Origin of the sequence: Halomarina litorea, from assembly GCF_024227715.1 — an archaeon.
Classification (GTDB): domain Archaea; phylum Halobacteriota; class Halobacteria; order Halobacteriales; family Haloarculaceae; genus Halomarina; species Halomarina litorea.
In genome coordinates this window covers 359,295-374,934 of the sequence record NZ_CP100449.1, presented here as the reverse complement: position 1 = coordinate 374,934, position 15,640 = coordinate 359,295, and the positions used below count along the sequence as shown (strand labels likewise).

Annotated in this window: 13 protein-coding genes and 1 pseudogene; 7 read left to right on the top strand and 7 right to left on the bottom strand. The window is 68.0% G+C overall.

Going from position 1 to position 15,640, the window contains the following annotated elements; genetic code table 11:
- Positions 1-170 precede the first annotated feature (170 nt).
- Complete coding sequence (gene nreA, locus NKG96_RS18940; RefSeq protein WP_254538349.1) at positions 171-1,424, top strand: DNA repair protein NreA; 1,254 nt, start codon at positions 171-173, stop codon at positions 1,422-1,424.
- A 487-nt stretch (positions 1,425-1,911) separates the two neighbouring features.
- Here the strand turns inward: nreA and NKG96_RS18935 are convergent, their stop codons facing one another.
- From NKG96_RS18935 to NKG96_RS18925, 3 genes and pseudogenes are all read right to left on the bottom strand, one after another.
- A complete protein-coding gene (locus NKG96_RS18935) occupies positions 1,912-2,073 on the bottom strand; it encodes a hypothetical protein (RefSeq protein ID WP_254538347.1) in 162 nt (53 codons plus the stop codon).
- Positions 2,074-2,079: 6 nt separating this feature from the next.
- Positions 2,080-2,484, bottom strand: a pseudogene (locus NKG96_RS18930) (Lrp/AsnC family transcriptional regulator); the annotation flags it as partial.
- 26 nt (positions 2,485-2,510) lie between these two features.
- Positions 2,511-3,284 (bottom strand): DUF4396 domain-containing protein, encoded by a 774-nt coding sequence (locus NKG96_RS18925; protein ID WP_254538345.1) that lies wholly within the window; start codon positions 3,282-3,284, stop codon positions 2,511-2,513.
- Between the two features lie 353 nt (positions 3,285-3,637).
- On the opposite strand from NKG96_RS18925, the gene NKG96_RS18920 reads away from it, so the two are divergent.
- Entirely contained in the window at positions 3,638-3,982 is a 345-nt protein-coding gene (locus tag NKG96_RS18920; RefSeq protein WP_254538344.1) for a four-helix bundle copper-binding protein, read from the top strand.
- Positions 3,983-4,401: 419 nt separating this feature from the next.
- On the opposite strand, the gene NKG96_RS18915 is transcribed toward NKG96_RS18920, so the two are convergent.
- Positions 4,402-4,599, bottom strand: a complete 198-nt coding sequence (locus NKG96_RS18915; protein ID WP_254538342.1) for a heavy-metal-associated domain-containing protein — start codon at positions 4,597-4,599, stop codon at positions 4,402-4,404.
- A 130-nt stretch (positions 4,600-4,729) separates the two neighbouring features.
- Between NKG96_RS18915 and NKG96_RS18910 the strand changes: the two genes are divergently transcribed.
- From NKG96_RS18910 to NKG96_RS18890, 5 genes are all read left to right on the top strand, one after another.
- Positions 4,730-5,320: an AsnC family transcriptional regulator gene (locus NKG96_RS18910; protein ID WP_254538341.1), complete on the top strand. Its 591-nt coding sequence runs from the start codon at positions 4,730-4,732 to the stop codon at positions 5,318-5,320.
- Between the two features lie 92 nt (positions 5,321-5,412).
- Positions 5,413-8,034 (top strand): heavy metal translocating P-type ATPase, encoded by a 2,622-nt coding sequence (locus tag NKG96_RS18905; RefSeq protein ID WP_254538340.1) that lies wholly within the window; start codon positions 5,413-5,415, stop codon positions 8,032-8,034.
- 475 nt (positions 8,035-8,509) lie between these two features.
- Entirely contained in the window at positions 8,510-9,658 is a 1,149-nt protein-coding gene (locus tag NKG96_RS18900; protein WP_254538339.1) for an MBL fold metallo-hydrolase, read from the top strand.
- Positions 9,659-9,807: 149 nt separating this feature from the next.
- The gene (locus NKG96_RS18895; protein ID WP_254538338.1) at positions 9,808-10,167 is read left to right on the top strand and encodes an SHOCT domain-containing protein; all 360 of its coding nucleotides are present in this window, start codon (positions 9,808-9,810) and stop codon (positions 10,165-10,167) included.
- A 228-nt stretch (positions 10,168-10,395) separates the two neighbouring features.
- Positions 10,396-12,447: a heavy metal translocating P-type ATPase gene (locus tag NKG96_RS18890; RefSeq protein WP_254538337.1), complete on the top strand. Its 2,052-nt coding sequence runs from the start codon at positions 10,396-10,398 to the stop codon at positions 12,445-12,447.
- Positions 12,448-12,486: 39 nt separating this feature from the next.
- Here the strand turns inward: NKG96_RS18890 and NKG96_RS18885 are convergent, their stop codons facing one another.
- The 3 genes from NKG96_RS18885 to NKG96_RS18875 all read right to left on the bottom strand — a co-directional run bounded on the left by NKG96_RS18885 (position 12,487) and on the right by NKG96_RS18875 (position 15,637).
- Positions 12,487-13,893 (bottom strand): FAD-dependent oxidoreductase, encoded by a 1,407-nt coding sequence (locus NKG96_RS18885; protein ID WP_254538335.1) that lies wholly within the window; start codon positions 13,891-13,893, stop codon positions 12,487-12,489.
- 142 nt (positions 13,894-14,035) lie between these two features.
- Positions 14,036-14,305 (bottom strand): DUF7967 family protein, encoded by a 270-nt coding sequence (locus tag NKG96_RS18880; protein WP_254538333.1) that lies wholly within the window; start codon positions 14,303-14,305, stop codon positions 14,036-14,038.
- A gap of 54 nt (positions 14,306-14,359) precedes the next feature.
- Positions 14,360-15,637 carry an MFS transporter gene (locus NKG96_RS18875; RefSeq protein WP_254538332.1) on the bottom strand — a complete coding sequence of 426 codons (1,278 nt, stop codon included), beginning with the start codon at positions 15,635-15,637 and terminating at the stop codon, positions 14,360-14,362.
- Positions 15,638-15,640 lie beyond the last annotated feature (3 nt).

The following is a 15,640-nucleotide window of genomic DNA, read 5'->3' as shown; positions in this document are numbered from 1 at the left end:
ATCTACACACGCTACACACCGTTCGAGCGGTACGGACCGTTCGTAGGTGTCGCGGTCTGTCCCGACTGTTCGGACTGCGGAGCGTTTGGAGCCTCCCGGCCCGCGCGACAGCCGGGACCCCGCTCCGGGAGGTAAACGCCTATCCGCCCGTACGACGAACCCCCGGACGGATGCGTCTCGACGAGTACATCGAGGGGTTCGAGGTCGACGAGGCCGCCGAGCGGCGGCGACTGGCCGAGGAGAAGTCCTACGAGGTGCTCGACTACCTCGACGACGTCGACGCGAAGCTCGACCCCATCCGCGACACCACGCACGTCGGCCGCAGCGCCCCCTCCATCTTCGTCGGGCGCTCGTCGTACCCCAACGTCTCGACGGGGATCCTCGCGCCGGTGGACGCCGACGCCGACCCCGCCGAGTTCGCCACCAGCGGGCAGTGGTACGACGGCGGCCTCGGCATCCGCGACGTGCTCCAGTACCGGACCGGACTGCTGAACTCCACCCGACGGGCCGACGTGAACGTCCACGACACCTGGGACGGGTTCGTCGGGACCCAGCGCGAGGTGGCCATCGCGGATCGACCGGTCGCCGTGGAGGTCGACCTGGGCGAGCGACCCTCGATGGACGTCGGCATGGACGCCGTCTCGACGCCGACCGGCCCCCGGGCCAACGCTACCGACGCCCGCCTCACGGAGAACCCGCACGTCCCTCGGGCGGTCGAGAAGACGCTCTCGGACGACGACTGGCGCGCCGAAGGGGCGATGACGTACCTCTACAACCGCGGGTTCGACGTCTACGACATCAACCGCATCCTCTCGGCGGGCGCGCTCGGACAGGGCCAGAATCGGCGGCTGGTCCCCACGCGCTGGTCCATCACCGCCGTCGACGACACCGTCGGCCAGTTCCTGCGCGGACAGGTCAGAAACGCGCCGAGCGTAGACGAGGTGGAGGTGTACGAGGAGTCCTACATGGGCAACCACTACTGGATCGTCCTCGCACCCGGCAACTGGGAGTTCGAACTGGTCGAGATGAAGTCGCCGGGCAGCATCTGGAACCCCGACGAGGGTGCCTACCGCCTGCTCGCGGCCAACGAGGGCTACGAGGGTCGGACGGGCTACGTCGAGGAGACCAGCGGGGCCTACTACGCCACTCGCCTCGCGGTGCTCGAACACCTCGCGGAGCGCGACAGACAGGCCAAGGCGTTCGTCGTCCGGGTGGCGACCGACGAGTACTGGGCGCCGGTCGGCGTCTGGCAGATTCGCGAGTCCGTCCGCGGAGCACTCGGGGGCGAGCGGGCCGTCGCGGAGACGTTCCACGGCGCGGTTCGCCAACTCGCGCCGCTCTTCCCCGTCCCGTTCGAGCGCCTCCGTCGGAAGTCGCACCTCGTCTCCGGGGTGCAGTCGACGCTCGACGGGTTCGGCCGGTGAGATGAATCGTATGTCGCGATACCTTCGACGGGTCGAGGAGGGCCAGAGGTCGGCGTTCGGAGTTTCACGAACCTCACCGGTGGGTACCCGAGAACGCACCCGCCCGATACGCGCGGGTTCGGATTCCAACCCCCGTAGAGAACCAGATGGACGTTCCGCTCGGCGAGAGCGACGGGTATCGTCTTAGCGGGTCCGACGTTACCGCCGCCATCGAGAATCCGGAACGTCCACTCGACGGAGGCCCCGGTTCGAAGCCGTTCCCGTCGGGAACCAACTGGAGTCCGTCGGCGGCCAGTGAGAAGCCACCTGCGAGCTGACGGCTGCTCCAGTACTCGCTTCGCTCGTCGTCCCGTGGTGAGATCCAGCCCCGTGCGACCGAGCGTCGGTAGTGCGCATGGAGGTGGGAGGGCGTCTGAGGATATCTTCGTAGCGCCGCCTCGGACTCCCGCGGTACCTGAAACGGAGAGCGGGGCCCTCCCGGTCGTGCTCAATCGGAATCCGCCAGTCGCTCGTACCGCTCGGTGATGTCGGAGGCACACGCCGAGCAGCAGACCACGTGGCGGTCGCCGCTCTCGACGTCGACGCTGACGCCGTCTTCGGTGGTCGTGTTGCCACAGACCGTACAGACGAGGCCGAACGCGCCGGTCACACCGAGCTACGGGTCCCATCGAGTCCCGACGAGCGGTTCGACCGACCAGTCGGCGTCCGGATACGACTCCGAGAGGTCGCCGAGCGTCCCGTCGAGAGTCGCTGCGTCGACGGTCACCTTCGCGACGACCGTCCCCCCGACGCCACGGAACACGTGTTCGACCGCCTCGTCGTCGGCCAACTCGTCTGCGAGGCCTTCTGCGGCACTCGGCTGAACGCGAGCGACGACGAGCGACTGCTCGCCCGTCGTCAGCGTCGACCGGTCGACGTCGAGCGTGAACCGTCGGATGACGCCGAGTTCCTGCAGTCGGTCGACCCGGTTCGACACCGTCGGTGCGGACCGACCGATCTCGTCGCCGATCTCCCGGAAGGAGCGGCGGGCGTCCTTCAGGAGGAGATCGAGGATCTGCCGGTCGAGGTCGTCGAACTACACCACCGTCAGTCGGCGGCGGAGGCGCCTCCGCGCATCTCCGAGGGGTCACTCATGCCCTCCTTGACGCCGAACTTCACGAGGAGGACGTTCACCGGCCACGCGACGAGGAAGCCGATGGACAGCGAGAAGGCGAGCGCCGACCAGAACAGTACCTCGCCCATGTGCGCGTCGGCGGCCAGCAGGAGGTCGGTGCCGATGGCGAATATCTCCATGACGGTGATGGAGGGCGTCTCGCTCAGGAGGGCGTCCCACGTCGCTTCTTTGAAACTCACGCCGTCCTGCATCAGCGGGCCGATGGTGAGCGCGTACCCGAAGAGGTACGCGAACCCGAAGGTGACCGCCGCGACCCACCCGACGGTGAGCGCGAGGAGGCCCTGTGCGAGGGAGATGCCGACGACCTCGCCCGCGCCACACCCCGAGTAGCAGTGGCTCGTCGAGCGGAAGCCCCGTCGCCACAGCGAGTCGTGGGGGATCTGCGTCCGCCCGGAGTACCAGTAGACCCCCAGTCCGAACGGGCCGGAGTAGGCGACCACGAGCGTCCAGACTGCCTTCATCATCGAGGGCAGCGGCTCGTTGTTCGACCGGAGGTCCCACCAGAGCACGCCGAGGCAGGCGAGGACGACGACGGCCCACGCCCCGACGACAACGGGGTTCGACAGAATCGGGACGAGTACCTCCCGGGCCGGCTCGAACGCGCGTTCGAGCTGTTTGGCGAACTCCGCGAGTCCACCGGCCGATTGGAGCACGGCCGGTCCGACGACGCTGGCGCTTGTGGACATCGTCTACAACACGGTTCGTGTGGCTCGTTTAATGCGCTTGTGCCTCACCATCCAAAGCGGTGTCCCACGGGGGCGAGGCGCCCCCTCCGAGTACGCGTGCGTCCGTGACGACAGCTATCGAGACACCCTTCGGAATCACGTCCGCACTCGGACTCGGCGTTTGGATTGCTCGGATAGCTCCGCACCGGAATCGACCTTCCCAAACGTCACCGGAACGATACGCTGTGCCGAGCGGCCGTCTTCAGCGCGCTCCGGGTCGCTCCGCGAACGGCTCATCAAGGTTGTGCCCGCAAGGGTGACTCGGTTCGTTAGCGAAAAACCGCTTGAATCAGGCGCTCCTCTCTCTACGTGCAATGGCACTACAGCAACTCGACCACCTGAGCGAGGACCAGCGCGAGTGTATCGACAACTGTCTTGAGGCCGTCCAGGCGTGTGAGTGGTGCGCCGACGAGTGCGCAGGCGAGGGCGAGGACATGGCCAAGTGCATCCGCCTCTGTCGCGACGTCGCGGACATCGCGTCGCTCCACGCGCGACTGATGGCCCGCGACTCCAACTACAGCACGCAGCTCGCGGAAGCCTGCGCCGGCGCCTGCGAGGAGTGCGCCGAGGAGTGCGAACGACACGACCACGACCACTGCCAGACCTGCGCCGAGGTCCTCCGCGAGTGCGCGGAGTCCTGCCGCAGCATGATGGCCTGAATCGGCGCGCTCCGCCGAGCGACGAGGCACACCGCGACCGGACGAACCCGCCGTAATTCTTCTCGAAGACGACGAACCAGCGGCCGGTTCAGCCGCCGCGACTGCGGGTATCGGGTCGTCTCGAACCGAGTCGAGACGCTCCCGGACAGTCGGTTGACTCGACGCCGGGCCGGCACCGAGGAAGACGACGTTCATCGACCGTTCGACCGACGACGATCCGTTCGAGACGTGGTTCGGTCCCTGCCTCCGACTGCGTGAGTCATTCGGACGAATCGTACGGCGACCCGCTTCAAGTCGGGTTCTCCTCCGGAACGAATCGCTGGCGAGGGAACGCCCGGTTGCCCACGACGGCGCAGACCGTGGTGTCGTTCGCTCCCGAGATGCGCTCGAAGACGGTTGCGACGGTCCTGATACCTCGCTCAGGCGTGGGACGTGTACCCCGCATCCTCGACGACGCGGACGAGTTCGGTCCGGTCGGCGTCCCCCTCGACGCTCGCCCGTTCGGCCTCCCGGTCCGCGGTGGCGTCCGTGACGCCGCTCACGCCGCAAAGCGCCTCCTCGACGGTCTGCTCGCAGTGTTCGCAGGTCATCCCTTCGACGGCGATTGTCTGGGTCATCTTCCGAAGTCGTACGGGTCGAAGACCCTTGTCGGTTGTCTCTTCGAAACCAAAGTCTGTTCAGATTTGTACTAATGATTCGAAGGCGAAGTAGGAGAAGAGATTTGTATCGCGTCAGACAACGGTGGGTATGCGCGAACTGGACGACACCGACATCGAGATACTGTCGCTGCTGGTCGAGGACGGCCGGCGGCCGTACAGCGACATCGCGGACGTCGTTGGACTGTCGGCACCCGCCGTCTCCGACCGGGTCACGCGACTGCAGGAGGCCGGCGTCATCAACCAGTTCACCGTCCACGTGGACCAGTCGACGCTCCGGGCCGGCGTCCCCGTCTTCGTGCAGGTCGACCCCGCCGCGAGCGCCCTCGAATCGCTCCGGGAGCGGTTGGCCGACGCCGACGGCATCGAACACCTCTTCGTGACGGCCGAGGGGAGACTCTGGTTCTACGGCCGCGCGGAGGCACGGAACGTCCGCGAGTGGGTCGAGGGGCTCCTCGGCGACGACCCGAACGCGGAGTACTCGGTGACGCTCGTCGACGAGGCGGAGTGGACGCCGTCGGTCGACGGCACGGCGTTCGCGCTCACGTGCGCGGAGTGCGGGAACACCGTCGACAGCGAGGGCGAATCGGTCAGAATCGACGACAGCGTCTATCACTTCTGCTGTCCCTCGTGTCGCGGTCGGTTCGAAGAGCGCTACCAGCGCTTCGAGTCCGAGGCCTGACCCCGGGCCTTTGGAACCGAAGGACTGTCGGGAGGAGACCCCCGAGGTCGAAACAGTAACTGCCCAAAGGGTGGAGCCCCTACTGTACTCCAATGGGAACCAGAACGGCACACCTCGACATCACGGGGATGTCCTGTGCCAACTGCTCGTCGACGGTACAGGACGCCCTCGAACCTCTCGACGGGGTCCACGAGGCGAACGTCAACTTCGCCACCGACGAGGGTTCCGTCGAGTACGACCCCGACGTCGTGACCCTCCGGGAGATATACGACGCCGTCGAGGAGGCGGGTTACGGCGTCGTCTCCGAGACGGTGAGCGTCGGCATCACCGACATGACGTGTGCCAACTGCGCGGACACCAACGAGTCCGCGCTGCTGGACACGCCGGGCGTCGTCGACGCGGAGGTCAACTACGCCACCGACGAGGCGCAGGTCACCTACAACCCCGCCGACACGACGCTGAGCGCGCTCTACGACGCCATCGAGGCGGCGGGCTACTCGCCGGTCCGCGAGGCCCCCGACGACGAGTCCTCGGGGACCGACGCGCGGGACGCCGCCCGCAACGAGGAGATACGCCGACAGTTCCGGCTGACGGTGTTCGGCGCGGCGCTCTCCCTCCCGCTGTTGTTCTTCCTCGTCGAGAAGCTCGTCCTCGGGGGCGGCGTCCTCCCCGAGACGGTATTCGGCGTCGAGTTCGGCTGGGTCGAGTTCCTGCTGGCGACGCCCGTCCAGCTCGTTCTCGGGTGGCCGTTCTACAAGAACTCCTACAAGGCGCTCGTCAAGAACGGCCGCGCGAACATGGACGTGCTCATCGCGCTGGGCTCCTCGACGGCGTACCTCTACTCCGTCGCGGTGCTCTCGGGGCTCATCGCCGGCGGCCTCTACTTCGACACCGCCGCACTCATCCTCGTGTTCATCACGCTCGGCAACTACCTCGAGGCTCGCTCGAAGGGACAGGCCGGCGACGCGCTCCGCAAACTGCTGGAGATGGAAGCCGAAACGGCGACCGTCGTCCGCGAGGACGGCAGCGAGGAGGAGGTCCCGCTGGAGGACGTGACGGTCGGCGACCGGATGAAGGTCCGGCCCGGCGAGAAGATACCCACCGACGGCGTCGTCGTCGGCGGGCAGAGCGCGGTCGACGAGTCGATGGTCACCGGCGAGTCCGTCCCCGTCGAGAAGGGGGAAGGCGACGAGGTGGTCGGCTCGACCATCAACGAGAACGGCGTCCTCGTCGTGGAGGCGACGAAGGTGGGCGAGGACACCGCCCTCCAGCAGATCGTCCAGACCGTCAAGGAGGCCCAGTCGCGCCAGCCGGAGATCCAGAACCTCGCCGACCGCATCAGCGCGTACTTCGTGCCCGCGGTCATCGCCAACGCCCTGTTCTGGGGCATCGTCTGGTTCCTCTTCCCGGAGGCGCTTGCGGGGTTCGTCGAGTGGCTCCCGGTGTGGGGGCTGGTCGTCGGCGGGCCAGCGGTCGCCGGCGGGTCGGTGTCGGTCTTCGAGTTCGCCGTCATCGTCTTCGCCTCGTCCGTCCTCATCGCCTGTCCCTGTGCGCTGGGGCTGGCGACGCCCGCGGCCACGATGGTCGGGACGACCATCGGCGCGCAGAACGGCGTCCTGTTCAAGGGCGGTGACGTCCTCGAACGCGCGAAGGACGTCGACACGGTCATCTTCGACAAGACGGGGACGCTGACGAAAGGCGAGATGGAACTCACCGACGTGGTCGTCTTCGACGAGGGGCGAGCGGTCACGGACGGCGGCGAGACGACCACCGACGGGGGACAACTCACGACCCGCGACAGACTCACCGAGGACGACGTGTTGCGCCTCGCGGCGGCCGCCGAGAGCGCGAGCGAACACCCCCTCGCCCGCGCAATCGTCGACGGGGCCGAGGAGCGGGGCATCGACGTGCGCGACCCCGAGGACTTCGAGAACGTTCCCGGACACGGTATCCGGGCGACGGTGGACGGTTCCGAGGTACTGGTCGGCAACCGGAAGCTCCTGCGCGACAACGGCATCGACCCCTCGCCCGCCGAGGAGACGATGGAGCGCCTCGAGAACGAGGGGAAGACGGCGATGCTCGTCGCCCGCGTGGCCGCCGATGGAGACGGCGGCGAACTCGTCGGCGTCGTCGCCGACGCGGACACGGTCAAGGAGAGCGCGAAGGACGCGGTGAGCGCCCTCCGCGAGCGCGGCATCGACGTGATGATGATTACGGGCGACAACGAGCGGACCGCCCGCGCCGTCGCCGAAGCGGTCGGCATCGACCCCGAGAACGTCCGGGCGAGCGTCCTCCCGGAGGACAAGTCCGACGCCGTCGAGTCCATCCAGGACGAGGGCCGCAAGGCGATGATGGTCGGCGACGGGGTCAACGACGCGCCCGCGCTGGCCGTCGCGTACGTCGGGACGGCAATCGGGAGCGGGACCGACGTGGCCATCGAGGCGGCCGACGTGACGCTGATGCGCGACGACCCCCTCGACGTCGTGAAGGCCATCCGCATCTCGGACGCGACGCTCCAGAAGATCAAGCAGAACCTCGTCTGGGCGCTTGGGTACAACACGGCGATGATTCCGCTAGCCTCGCTCGGCCTGCTCCAGCCGGTGCTCGCCGCCGGGGCGATGGCGTTCTCCAGCGTGAGCGTCCTCTCGAACAGCCTGCTGTTCCGGCGGTACACCCCCGACCACGACTACGAACTGCTCGGCCGGTTCCGGTAGTCCCACCCTCGTCGAGGTGATTCGGGGCGACACGCTTCTCGACGAACGGGCCCTCCCGACGCTGGCAACACGCTCCCCGTCCCGTCTGTGGTCGGCCCGTTCGTCCCGTGCGTACGATGACAGCCCCGGAGCCAGCCGGACACGGCCTATCCGAGGAGCCGGTCCCGGTCGGTCGCCGACGCTCGGTTCGGAGACCGAAAGTCGACGGCCGCTCGGCCCCGCACAGCGGATACCCTGTGACACGGCTACCGCTGTAAGGGAAACCGATGCCGTATCGAGGTGCACGACCGGTCGCGCGGGCGAATTCCAGAGGTATCGTGTTCGTCGACCCCAACACTACACACCGTGGTCGCTCCGACTCGTTCGTGGATGCACGGTCAGTAACCTCATTCGTGATTGTCTTCGTGCACGGATCGAATGCTCCGGCAGGCTATGGTGTTTAGTGTTCACAAGACTATCTCCGGGGTGGGTTCCGATGTTCGAAACGATCACCGCGCGGGAACTGGCGGAGATGCAGGACGCCGGCCGCACCGACTACACGCTCATCGACACGCGCCCCGAGGACAGCTTCGAGGCGTGGCACATCGAGGGCGCCGTGAACATGCCGTTCGGCCCGACGGACACCCTGAGCGACGAACAGCGGACCGAAATCGAATCGTGGGCCGACGGCGGCGAGATAGTCACCATCTGCGGGAAGGGGGCGACGTCGACGACGCTCGCCGCCGAACTCGACGCGAGCGGGTGGGAGGACGTGAGCGTGGTCAAAGGCGGGATGCGCGACTGGAACGCGCTGTACGAGACCGCTCGTCTCGATACGGGGGACGACGACCTCGTCGTCGTCCAGTTCCAGCGCCGCGCGAAGGGCTGTCTCAGCTACCTCGTTGGCTCGAAACGGGCGGGCGAAGCTCTCGTCGTCGACCCCACCCGACACACCGACCAGTACATCACGACTGCCGCCGAGGAAGGGCTGACGATTTCGCGGGTCGCCGACACGCACGTCCACGCCGACCACATCTCGGGCGGACACGAACTCGCGGCGAGACTCGGCGTGCCGTACCACCTCGGCGAACACGCGACCGACCGCGACGTCGAGTACGACTTCGAACCCCTCGCGGACGGGGAACGCGTCTCGGTCGGCGAGGTCGACATCGAAGTGCTCGCCGCCCCGGGCCACACCACCGAGATGGTCGTCTACCGCGTCGGCGACGAGGCGGTCCTCACGGGCGACGCCCTCTTCCTCGATTCGGTCGGCCGGACCGAACTGGAGTTCGGCGAGGACGACGCCGAGGAGGGCGCACGGATGCAGTACGAGACCCTCCACGGGACGCTCATGGACCTGCCCGACGACCTGACGGTCCTCCCCGGCCACGTAACGGTCGACAACGACGGCACCTACGAGAACGCCTCGCCCGGCGAACTCGTCGGGGCGCCGCTCTCGGAGGTACGCGACGGCCTCGACCTCGTCGGTCTCGACGAGGAGGCGTTCGTCGAGCGGATGGTCGGCGACCTGCCGGAGAAACCCGACAACTACGAGACGATCATCGACGTCAACAGGGGGAAGGAGTCCGTCGAGGGCACTGACGCGACGGAACTCGAAACCGGCGCCAACAACTGCGCCGCCTGAGTCGGGGCGCCCGCACTCGACTACCAACGACAACCGAACCCCGCACACTATCACGACTCGATAGCCGGCCGGTCGCCGGGTTCTCGAGGACTGAGAACCGCTCCGCGAGTATTTACCCGTCTGGCCCTTATTGTAACGTAGATGATGTCATGACGACCTCGACGAAGCGGCTGTTCGGGTGGATCGGTGGTGGACTCATCGTCCTGACCGTGCTCATGCTCGGCCTCGCGATGACTGCCGGCAATCAGATGACCGGAGGCTGGTGGATGCCCCACATGGGGGGTGGATGGAGTGGGATGGGCGGCTGGGGTATCGGCATGCTGCTCCTCGGAATCCTCTGGATGGTGTTGCTCGTGGCTCTCCCCGTCGCCCTCGTCTACGGGCTCCTCTCCGACCGGGGTGGACCGCGATCCGATTCCGCGATGGAGGTACTCCGCGAGCAGTACGCCCGGGGGGAGATCGACGAGGAGGAGTACGAGTCGCGTCGCCGCCGCCTCTCGGAACAGTGACGCTCGGTAATCTCCCTATACGACACTATCTTGACATGGTGTCGCCGAGCAACGGACCGATCCGCCGGCGGGTCCTCTCCCCGTCCTCGGCCTGTACCGTCGAACGGAGGCGACACGATCGACATGACGGGGACTGAGGGGTCCAAAGCGCACGACCACGCCACACACCCTCGGGAGGGAACCCACGGAGGCCCCCGAGCGCACACCGACCACACCGGTCACGAATGGATGTTCCGGCGCCGGTTCTGGGTGTCACTGGTCCTCTCGATTCCGGTCGTCTTCTTCAGCGAGTTCATCCAGGAGGTCTTCGGCTACACCGCGCCGACGTTCCCCGGCAGCGCGTGGATTACGCCGGTTCTGTCGGTCGTCGTCTTCGCCTACGGCGGGGTGCCGTTCCTCTCGATGGCCCGGACGGAGGTCAGAAACCGCGAACCGGGGATGATGTTACTCATCTCGCTTGCCATCACCGTCGCGTTCGTCTACTCCATCGCCAGCCTGTTCGTCGAGGGGACGACGCCCTTCTTCTGGGAACTCGTCACGCTCATCGACATCATGCTCCTCGGTCACTGGATGGAGATGCGCTCGGTCCGGCAGGCGTCGGGCGCGCTCGACCAACTGGCCAAACTCATGCCGGACACGGCCGAGCGAATCGTCGAGAGCGGCGACGGCGCGGGACGAAGTCCGGCGGGCGACCGGACCCAGTCCGGTGACACCGAGGAAGTCCCCGTCTCGGCGCTCTCGGAGGGTGACGTCGTTCTCGTCCGTCCCGGCGCGAGCGTCCCCGTCGACGGGACGGTCATCGAGGGCGAGTCGTCGGTCGACGAGTCGATGATCACCGGCGAGTCGCGCGCCGTCGACAAGGAACCCGGAGCGGACGTCGTCGCCGGCACGGTCAACCAGGACGGCAGCCTGCGCGTCCGCGTGACGAAGACGGGTGACGAGACGACGCTCGCGGGCATCATGCGCCTCGTCGACGAGGCGCAGCGCTCGAAGTCCCGGACGCAACTGCTCGCCGACCGCGCGGCGGGGTGGCTGTTCTACGTCGCACTCGGGGTCGCCGCCGTGACCGCCGTCGCGTGGGTCGTCGCGACCGGGTTCGAGGTCTCCGTCCTCGAACGCGTCGTCACCGTCCTCGTCATCGCGTGTCCGCACGCGCTCGGCCTCGCCGTTCCTCTCGTCGTCGCCATCAACACGTCGACCGCCGCACGGAACGGGATGCTCATCCGCGACCGCATCGCCATGGAGGAGGCCCGCAACCTCGATACGGTCATCTTCGACAAGACGGGGACGCTCACGAAGGGCGAACAGGGCGTCGTCGGCGTCCGGACGGCGAGCGGTTGGGACGAGGAGCGAGCGTTCGAGGTCGCCGCGGGTGTCGAGGGAGACTCCGAGCACATGATCGCTCGCGCCATCCGGACCGCCGCCGAGCAGCGAGGGGTCCAGCGAGCGCGGGTCTCGAACTTCGAGAACCTCCGCGGCCTCGGCGTTCGGGCGACCGTCGACGTTCGAGAGAGCGCCGCTCTGTCGAGCCGACCAGAAGCCGGGTCGGGTTCCGGTGGCAGCGAGACGGTCCACCTCGGCGGGCCGAACCTCGTCGAGCGGCTCGGTATCGAACGACCCGACGACGTCGTCGCGTTCGCCGAGGAGGCCGGCTCGAACGCCCAGACCGTCGTCTACCTGATCCGGGAGGAGTCGGAGGTCGTCGCGGCGTTCGCGCTCGCGGACGTCGTCCGCGAGGAGAGCCGCCGGGCCGTCGAGGCGCTGCACGGGATGGGAATCGAGGTGGCGATGCTGACCGGCGACTCCGAGGACGTCGCGAGGGCCGTCTCGGCGGAACTCGGCATCGACCAGTACTTCGCGGAGGTCCTGCCCGAGGAGAAAGACACCACAGTCGCACAGCTCCAGTCGGCGGGGAAGCTGGTCGCGATGGTCGGCGACGGCGTCAACGACGCGCCCGCGCTCACGAGAGCCGACGTCGGCATCGCCATCGGCTCGGGAACCGACGTCGCCATCGAGTCGGGCGACATCGTCCTCGTCGAGAACAACCCACTGGACGTCGTCCGTCTCATCGTGCTCTCGAAGGCCAGCTATCGGAAGATGCAGGAGAACCTCGTCTGGGCGACCGGCTACAACGTGTTCGCGCTCCCGCTGGCGGCAGGGGTGCTCGCTCCACTCGGTATCCTGCTCTCCCCGGCGGTCGGCGCGGTGTTCATGTCGCTCTCGACGGTCATCGTCGCCATCAACGCCCGGCGACTCGAAGGGGTCGACCTGTCGGTGTAGCACCGACCAACGCGGCGGGGACGAGGCACGGGACCGACGCTACCGCTGTCCGTCGACGACTTTCGCCGCCGTCAGCACGGGGTCCCACGTCGTGTTGAACGGCGGGGCGTACGCGAGGTCGTAGTTCGCCAACTCGTCGACGGTGACCCCCTCGGTCACCGCACCAACGAGCGCGTGACTGCGGTGGACCGCGCCCTCGCCGTACTCCGAGACGAGGCTCCCGCCCAGTACCCGACCCGTGGGTCGGTCGACGGTGAGCGTCACCTGCACCGTCCCGCCCTCGGGGTAGTAGCCGGCGCGTGACTTGGCCTCGATGGTGTCGGTGAGGGGGTCGAACCCCGCCCGCCGTGCCTCCTCGGGGAGCACCCCGGTGCGTGCGGCCTCGACGTCGAAGGCCTTGACCGCGGCGGTGCCGGCGACGCCGCCGCCCTCCGTCGGACTCCCGGTGACGGTCTGTCCCACCGCCCGGCCGTGACGGTTCGCCGTCAGCGCCAGCGGGACGTACGCGGGGGCGCCCGTGACGACGTGTTCGGCCTCGGCGCAGTCGCCCGCCGCGTACACGTCCTGCACGGTCGTCTCGCGGTAGGCGTCGGTCGCGATGGCGCCCGTCTCCCCGAGTTCGATGCCGGCCGCCTCGGCGAGGGCCGTCCGCGGCCGGACCCCGGTTCCGACGAGGACCATCTCGACGGGGACGCGGTCGTCGGGGGTCACGACCGCCTCGACCGACCCGTCGCCCGCGAGTTCCCGGACCTCGCTGTCGAGGTACACCGCGACGTCCTGTGTTTCGAGGTGGTCGAGGACGGCCTCGCTCGTGGCGCGGCTGAACTGCGTCAGGACGCGGTCGCCGCGCTGGAAGAGGTGTACCTCGAAGCCGTTGGCCGCCAGCGCCTCGGCCATCTCGATACCGATGTAGCCGCCGCCGACGATGCCGACCGGTCCCGTGCAGGTTTCGAGGAACTGGCAGGCGAGGCCCCGGTCGGGTTGCTGGAGATTCCCCTCGTCGCGCGCGCGGGCGACGTACTCGCGGAGGTCCTTCCCGTCCGACATCGACCCGAGCGTGTACACCCCCTCGCGGTCGAGGCCCTCGATGGGTGGGGTGACGGCCTCCGCGCCGGTCGCCACGAGCAGGTGGTCGTATTCCTGTTCGACCTCGCCGTCGTCGCCCTGTGCGGTCACGGTTCGACCGTCGGGATCGATTTCGGTGACGTCGTGGCCGATGCGGAGGTCGATGTCGCGTTCCTCGCGGAACTCCTCGGGCGTCACCGAGACGAGGTCCTCGAGCGACTGGATCTCCCCCTTGACGTAGTACGGCAACCCGCACGCGCCGTAGGACACCCACTGCCCCCGTTCGAAGACGACCACGTCGAGGTCCGGGTCGTCGCGTTTGGCCTTGCTCGCTGCGGACATCCCAGCCGCGTCACCGCCGACGACGACGAACGTGCTCATACGGGGACCTGGCGGCAGGCGCACATAAGTCCGGCTCCGGAGTGCGCGCGTCACACCCGCCGCGTCGGGCGGGTTCAGGGGAGTCCCGCGTGTCGGTCGTCAGTCGTGTCCGGGGATGCGGGCGACGGGGGGGTCGGAACGGTCAGATGGTGTCGTTGGGGTCGTGTTCGTCCGCCATGCGGATCGCTTCGGCGGCGAACCGTTCCCGCCGGTCCGCATCGTCGACGGACTCGAGGTTGTCGGGCGAGACGTCCCTCGCGGCGGTGACCGAATCGAGGTCGATAGCCTGCGCGGCGAGTTCCCGACGGTAGAGCCGTTCGCCGTCGGGCGTCGCGTACTTGAGGACGATCAGGTCGCGGTTGTTGTACCCTCGCTCGACGAGCCACACACGCACGTCCTCGGTGTCGGGCATCGGGTGAACGGACGCGATGCGCGGGCATAGTCGTTGGGCCTGACAGACACCGGCTCAGCGAGTGTCGGTCGGCGTGGTCGACCCGGATTCCGAAGGGGGGTCCGATTCGGGGTCGGGCCGGGTCTCGCGCATCCACGCGAACGTGATCGCACCGGACACGAACATCGCCGCGGCGACGAGAGAGAACGCGGCCTGTATCGACAGGAGGTCGGCGGTCACGCCGATGAGGATCGCCCCGAACCCGTAGCCGGCGTCGCGCCACATCCGGTAGACGCCGAGCCCGGTCGCCCGCCACGAGGGATGTGCGGCGTCCCCGACGACCGTGATGAGGTTCGGATACAGCAGCGCCATGCCGACGCCTGTCAGGGCGGCGGTTCCGACCCACGGCCAGTAACCGTCGACGAGTCCCGTCAGGAAGACACCTCCGCCAGCGACGAACATCCCCGTGATGACGGGGGGTCGTCGCCCGACGCGGTCGGCGAGCCGACCCGTGTACAGCTGGAGGACGCCCCAGACGCCGCCGTACACGCCGACGATCACACCGACCTGCGCGGTCGAGAGACCGGCGGCCGTCAGGTACAGCGGATAAGCGATCCAAACGAGCGCGTCGACGAACTTCTCGACGCTCCCGGCCTGCGCTGCCGCGAACAGCGTCCTGTCGCCGTAGGTCGCCCGCTTCAGAACCGCCCCGAACGGCAGGTCGGCGTCCTCCTCGGTGGCCTGGTCGTCGGCCTCTGCACGTGCGTACGGGAGCGTTTCGTCGACGAACAGGACCGACACGAGGAGGGCGAGCAGGACGACGCCCGCCAGGAAGTAGAACGGTTCGGGACGGAGGCTGTACCGGGCCGCGATGACGCCGGTGACCCACGCCCCGACGGCGACCCCGCCGTAGCCGAACGCCTCGTCGAGCCCGACGGCGAAGCCGCGGGCGTCGCTCCCCGCGAGGTCGATCTTCGCGTTGACGCTCATCGACCAGGCGAGCCCCTGATTGACGCCGAGGAGCACGTTCCCGAGCGTGATCCACCACCAGTTCGGGGCGAAGGCGAGAATCACCGGGATCGGGAGGGCGACGACCCACCCGGCGACGAGGATGGGTTTCCGTCCGTACGTCTCGGACCACTTCCCGCCGTAGAGGTTGAGCAGGGCCTTCACGAAGCCGAAGCTGACGACGAACGAGCCGATGACCAGTACCGACTCGACACCGAGCACGTCACGGCCCAGAATCGGGACGACGTTCCGCTCGGCGCCGATGGTGAGCCCGACGGCGAAGACGGTGAGCAACTGGAGTGCGAACTGCTGCCAGTTCCGTCGGATACCCTGCGTGTACGACATTAT

What these genes read in the sequence shown, in the direction of transcription:
- nreA (WP_254538349.1), top strand. Translation starts at nt 171, where the DNA reads ATGCGTCTCGACGAGTACATCGAGGGGTTCGAGGTCGACGAGGCCGCC.
- NKG96_RS18925 (WP_254538345.1), bottom strand. Translation starts at nt 3,284, where the DNA reads ATGTCCACAAGCGCCAGCGTCGTCGGACCGGCCGTGCTCCAATCGGCC.
- NKG96_RS18920 (WP_254538344.1), top strand. Translation starts at nt 3,638, where the DNA reads ATGGCACTACAGCAACTCGACCACCTGAGCGAGGACCAGCGCGAGTGT.
- NKG96_RS18915 (WP_254538342.1), bottom strand. Translation starts at nt 4,599, where the DNA reads ATGACCCAGACAATCGCCGTCGAAGGGATGACCTGCGAACACTGCGAG.
- NKG96_RS18910 (WP_254538341.1), top strand. Translation starts at nt 4,730, where the DNA reads ATGCGCGAACTGGACGACACCGACATCGAGATACTGTCGCTGCTGGTC.
- NKG96_RS18905 (WP_254538340.1), top strand. Translation starts at nt 5,413, where the DNA reads ATGGGAACCAGAACGGCACACCTCGACATCACGGGGATGTCCTGTGCC.
- NKG96_RS18900 (WP_254538339.1), top strand. Translation starts at nt 8,510, where the DNA reads ATGTTCGAAACGATCACCGCGCGGGAACTGGCGGAGATGCAGGACGCC.
- NKG96_RS18895 (WP_254538338.1), top strand. Translation starts at nt 9,808, where the DNA reads ATGACGACCTCGACGAAGCGGCTGTTCGGGTGGATCGGTGGTGGACTC.
- NKG96_RS18890 (WP_254538337.1), top strand. Translation starts at nt 10,396, where the DNA reads ATGTTCCGGCGCCGGTTCTGGGTGTCACTGGTCCTCTCGATTCCGGTC.
- NKG96_RS18885 (WP_254538335.1), bottom strand. Translation starts at nt 13,893, where the DNA reads ATGAGCACGTTCGTCGTCGTCGGCGGTGACGCGGCTGGGATGTCCGCA.
- NKG96_RS18880 (WP_254538333.1), bottom strand. Translation starts at nt 14,305, where the DNA reads ATGCCCGACACCGAGGACGTGCGTGTGTGGCTCGTCGAGCGAGGGTAC.
- NKG96_RS18875 (WP_254538332.1), bottom strand. Translation starts at nt 15,637, where the DNA reads ATGTCGTACACGCAGGGTATCCGACGGAACTGGCAGCAGTTCGCACTC.